Origin of the sequence: Limnohabitans sp., from assembly GCF_038134685.1 — a bacterium.
GTDB lineage: Bacteria > Pseudomonadota > Gammaproteobacteria > Burkholderiales > Burkholderiaceae_C > Limnohabitans_A.
Map to the genome: position 1 here is coordinate 1 of NZ_JAYPVP010000046.1, position 3,597 is coordinate 3,597.

The following is a 3,597-nucleotide window of genomic DNA, read 5'->3' on the forward strand; positions in this document are numbered from 1 at the left end:
ATGCAAAACGATGCAACCCAAACTGCCGATGGGCAGACCAACCAAGAAGAGCAACACCAACCAGCCGACCAGACAGGTACTGGGCCTGCAAAAGATGGCGATGCCGCGCAAAGCACGGGTGATCAACCCGGCGCTCAGGTGCAAGCCAGTGCCGCAGCTCAAGGCCACGACATCAAGGCGGCCAGTGCACAGGTGCTGGCCATTGCCGAGATGTGTCTTCTGGCGGGCAAGTCCGAGATGACGGCGGCCCTGATCGAGCGTGGTGTCTCAGTTGACCAAGCACGCAAGGAGCTGTTGGCGGCCAAGGCCTCTGGCTCTCCCGAAATCTCCAGCCGCATCTTGCCCGAGGCAGGAACCCAAACCCAAGCCAAGCCCGAAGACAGCCCCGTCGTTCGTGCGGCGCAGCAGCGCGCTCAAAAGCAGCGTGACGCAGCGCAAGTCACCCACCGTTAATAGGAGAACCTGATGACTGCCATTACCAATGACCTCACCTTGGGCGACCTGCTCAAGTACGAAGAGGAAAACCTGTATTCCCGTGACCAGGTCACGGTGGTGAACGGACAAAACCTCAAGCTCGGTGCCGTGATTGGCCGAGTCAGTGCGACCCAAAAGGTCAAAGCCCTCGACCCTTCGGCGACCGATGGTTCCGAGGTTGCCGCTGGCGTGGTGCTGCAAAGCATCGATGCCAGTGCCGCAGAAAAAACCAACGGCCTGATCGTTTCGCGTCAGGCCATCGTGGCCGATCACGCGCTCATCTGGCCTGCCGCCATCACCACGGAAGAAAAAACCGCAGCCATCGCTCAGCTCGAAGCGATCGGCGTCCTCGTTCGTCAAGGAGTCTAAGCAATGAACAATCCTTTCCAGTCCCCCGCGTTTTCGATGACGGCGCTCACCGCTGCCATCAACATCCTGCCCAACCAGTTCGGCAAGCTCGATCAGATCAACCTGATGCCTGCTCGCCCTGTGCGCTTTCGCCAGATCGCTGTGGAAGAGCGCAATGGCGTTCTGAACCTGCTGCCTACGCTGCCTGTCGGTGCCCCTGGCACGGTGGGAAAGCGCGGTCGCCGTACTCTGCGCTCGTTCATCATCCCGCATATTCCGCACGACGATGTGGTGCTGCCCGAAGAGGTTCAAGGCCTGCGCGCCTTTGGCTCTGAAACCGACACTGAAACCATTGCGAACGTGATGGCTGAACACCTGCAGTCGATGCGCAACAAGCACGCCATCACCCTGGAGCATTTGCGCATGGGCGCACTCAAGGGCGTGATCCTGGATGCGGACGGCTCGGTCCTCTACAACCTCTTCGATGAGTTCGGTATCGAGCCCAAGGAGTTCAACTTCGCGCTCAACAACGAAAAAACGGACGTCAAGAAGAAGTGCCTGGATCTCAAGCGCTACCTTGAGCTCAACCTCAAGGGCGAGTACATGACCGGCGTTCGCGTGCTGGTCTCGCCGGAATTCTTCGATCTGCTGACGGCTCACCCCAATGTGGTCAAGGCATATCAGTGGTACCAGGAGAGTCTGGCGTTGCGTGCAGACCAACGCACTGGCTTCACCTTTGCGGGCGTCACCTTCGAGGAGTACCTGGGCCAGGCCTCCGATGTGGATGGCAATGTGCGCAAGTTCATCGCCTCTGGCGAAGGCCATGCCTTCCCCGAAGGCACGGTGGACACCTTTGCCACGTACTTCGCACCGGCTGACTTCAATGAGACGGTCAATACGCTGGGCCAGCCCCTGTACGCCAAGCAAGAGCCTCGTGAATTTGGTCGCGGCACGGATCTGCACACGCAGAGCAATCCGCTGCCGATGTGCCATCGCCCGGGTCTCTTGGTCAAGCTCCTGGCCAGCTGATGCCACGCGATCCGTTTGCACTGGGTGTCAAACGGCTGTTCGCAAGTTTGGGCTCCTCGGCGCAGTACAGCACTGTGGCCGGGGAGACCATCGAACTCAAGGTCATCAGCAAGGCACCGGATTCGGTACAGGAATTCGGCCAGTCACATCTGGCGGTGACCTCGTATCGGTTTGATTTGCAAGCGGCAGATGTCGCCCGGCCTCAAGAGGGCGATCGCCTGACGTGGCGGGGTGTCATCTACGTCATTCAAGGCGATGCGCTGGTTGACCGTGATCGATTGATCTGGACGGTGAGCGCCTACCCCTTGCCTGACTATCCATCGACGGCGAGGTGAGCATGAGCGTGCGACTACTGGCTGCCCTGCAGGGCGACCTCTCCAAGATGATGGCGCAGGAGCTGAACTCGGCGCGGGTGGCGGTGACCACAGGCGTGCGAGAGGCGACGCAAGGGCTCAAGAGTGAATTGCGCTCGCAAATCGAAGGCTCTGGTTTGGGCTCGCGTCTGGCCAATACCTGGCGTGGGGAGGTGTACCCGAAGGGACGCCCCAGCTTGGGCTCGGCGGGTCTTGTGTACAGCCGAGCGCCTGTTGTCGTTGCGGCGCACGACCAAGGTGCGTTGATCCGTTCGAAGAACGGGTTCTGGCTCGCCATCCCGCTTCCGGCGGCAGGCACTGGACCACGTGGCAAACGCATGACGCCTGGTCTGTGGGAGCGCATGCGTGGTCAACGACTGCGCTTTGTGTATCGCTCAGGCAAACCGTCGCTCTTAGTGGCGGACAACTTTCGGGCCAAAACAGGCAAGCGCGGAGGCTTTGCTGCGGCATCGGCATCTGCTCAGAAATCAGGACGGGGGCTGACCACAGTCCCCATTTTTTTGCTGGTACCGCAAGCGCAACTCAAGAAGAAATTCGACATCGCCAGTGCTGCCCAGCGGTGGCAAGACAGGCTGATGGTGTTGGTCACGCAGTCGTGGCCAGAAGAAAGTTCGGACACATGAAATGACCATGAAAACCAGCCAACGAGAAGCGGCGCTGGGGGCTTTGTTCACGCTGTTGGACGGACTGCCCCTGCAACCCAATGCGATACGCAGGAATTCATCCCTGCCGGAGCGGCTCAGCGAGCACGCCATGGTGTTCCTGCGCGATGGGGACATGACCCAGGTCGATGTCACCTTGTCGCCTGTGACCTACCTGTGGGAGCACGCGGCAAGCATTGAAATCTATGTCGCGCACCCCGAGGCATCTGCCAGGGACGCGCGCATGGATGAGTTGCTTCAGGCGTTGGGCACCCTGGTCTTGGCCGATCCGACCTTGTCTGGGCAGATCGACCACGCCGAAGTGATGCCGCCCAAATTTGAAGACGTCACCCCTGAAGGGTCTGTGGGCATCAAGGCCTGCACGCTGGACGTGGTGATGCATTACGCGAGCAGCCATCCCTTGGCCTGATCGCACCACAAACCTTAACCACTTGGAGATTCATCATGGCTCGTGCTTATGGCGCGAACGCCAGCCTATTGGCGGCGTTTGAACCCACCTACGGCAACACACCGACGGGAGACTTTGGAAAGATTCCATTCGTCTCCACCACCTTGGGCTCAGAACAGGGCTTGATTGCCAACGATCTGATTGGCCTGGGTCGAGACCCGAGTGCGCCCATCCGTGACGTGATCAAGGTCGAGGGTGACATCGTCATTCCCATTGACCTGCGCAACATCGGCATGTGGCTCAAAGCCCTGCTGGGCAATCC

General features: G+C 59.8%; 6 protein-coding genes and 1 pseudogene. All 7 read left to right on the forward strand.

From position 1 onward, the window contains the following. A pseudogene (locus AAFM15_RS11585) lies at positions 1-453 on the forward strand (hypothetical protein); the annotation flags it as partial. A 12-nt stretch (positions 454-465) separates the two neighbouring features. Continuing rightward, positions 466-843: a head decoration protein gene (locus AAFM15_RS11590; RefSeq protein WP_341686870.1), complete on the forward strand. Its 378-nt coding sequence runs from the start codon at positions 466-468 to the stop codon at positions 841-843. A 3-nt stretch (positions 844-846) separates the two neighbouring features. Beyond that, the gene (locus AAFM15_RS11595) at positions 847-1,851 is read left to right on the forward strand and encodes a major capsid protein (protein ID WP_108401942.1); all 1,005 of its coding nucleotides are present in this window, start codon (positions 847-849) and stop codon (positions 1,849-1,851) included. Beyond that, positions 1,851-2,186 (forward strand): hypothetical protein, encoded by a 336-nt coding sequence (locus tag AAFM15_RS11600; protein WP_341686871.1) that lies wholly within the window; start codon positions 1,851-1,853, stop codon positions 2,184-2,186. The genes AAFM15_RS11595 and AAFM15_RS11600 overlap by 1 nt, the downstream gene beginning before the upstream one ends. 2 nt (positions 2,187-2,188) lie before the next feature. Next, on the forward strand, positions 2,189-2,848 hold the full coding sequence (locus tag AAFM15_RS11605; protein WP_313881888.1) for a DUF6441 family protein: 660 nt from the start codon (positions 2,189-2,191) through the stop codon (positions 2,846-2,848). A 7-nt stretch (positions 2,849-2,855) separates the two neighbouring features. Beyond that, on the forward strand, positions 2,856-3,296 hold the full coding sequence (locus AAFM15_RS11610; RefSeq protein WP_341686872.1) for a hypothetical protein: 441 nt from the start codon (positions 2,856-2,858) through the stop codon (positions 3,294-3,296). Positions 3,297-3,331: 35 nt separating this feature from the next. Continuing rightward, on the forward strand, positions 3,332-3,597 hold a 266-nt coding region (locus AAFM15_RS11615; RefSeq protein WP_341686873.1), incomplete at its 3' end, for a phage tail tube protein.